1 protein-coding gene is annotated in these 1,047 nt (G+C 77.0%); it reads left to right on the forward strand.

Features of this window, described 5'->3' with window-relative positions:
• Nucleotides 1-1,047, forward strand: a 1,047-nt coding sequence (locus tag ACFV4F_RS43485; protein WP_380511622.1) for a polyketide synthase, incomplete at both ends; no start/stop codon positions are given.

A 1,047-nucleotide genomic window follows, 5' to 3' on the forward strand; every position in this document is an offset into this window, starting at 1 on the left:
GCTCGCCGGGCACCTGGCCGACGGCCTCACCGCCACCGCCGCGGCGCCCGCGACCGGCGTCGCGCTCCAGGCGGCCGACGAGCCGATCGCGATCGTCGGCATGGCCTGCCGCTTCCCCGGCGGCGTCGCGACCCCCGACGACCTGTGGACCCTGCTGTCCGCCGGCACCGACGCCATCGCCCCCTTCCCCGCCGACCGCGGCTGGGACCTCGACCGCCTCTACGACGGCATCCCCGACCACCCCGACTCCTCCCGCACCCGCGAGGGCGGCTTCCTCGCCGACGCCGCCGGCTTCGACGCCGCCTTCTTCGGCGTCAGCCCCAACGAGGCCCTCGCGATGGACCCGCAGCAGCGGCTCCTCCTGGAGACCTCGTGGGAGGCCCTCGAACGCGCCGGCATCGACCCCGGCACGCTGCGCGGAAGCCGCACCGGCGTGTTCGCCGGCCTGTCGTCCAGCGACTACCTCGACCGGGTCGCCCGCATCCCCGATGAGGCCGCGCCGTACGTCAGCACCGGCAACGCGGCGAGCGTGATCTCCGGCCGCGTCGCCTACACGCTCGGCCTGGAGGGCCCGGCCGTCACCGTCGACACGGCCTGCTCGTCGTCCCTCGTGGCGCTCCACCTGGCCGTCCGGGCGCTGCGCGGCGGCGAGTGCACGCTCGCCCTCGCGGGCGGCGTCACCGTGATGTCGACGCCGATGATCCCGGTCGACTTCGCCCGCCAGCGCGGCCTGGCCCTCGACGGGCGCTGCAAGCCCTTCGCCGACGCCGCCGACGGCACCGGCTTCTCCGAGGGCGTCGGCGTGCTGCTCGTCGAGCGGCTCTCGGACGCCCGGCGCAACGGGCACCCGGTGCTGGCCGTCGTGCGCGGCTCCGCCGTCAACCAGGACGGCGCCAGCAACGGGCTCAGCGCCCCCAACGGCCCGGCGCAGCAGCGGGTGATCCGGGCCGCCCTGGCCGACGCCGGTCTGACGCCCGCCGAGGTCGACGCCGTCGAGGCGCACGGCACCGGCACCCGCCTCGGCGACCCGATCGAGGCCCAGGCCCT

This window comes from Kitasatospora sp. NPDC059722 (assembly GCF_042733235.1).
Taxonomy (GTDB): Bacteria; Actinomycetota; Actinomycetes; order Streptomycetales; family Streptomycetaceae; genus Kitasatospora.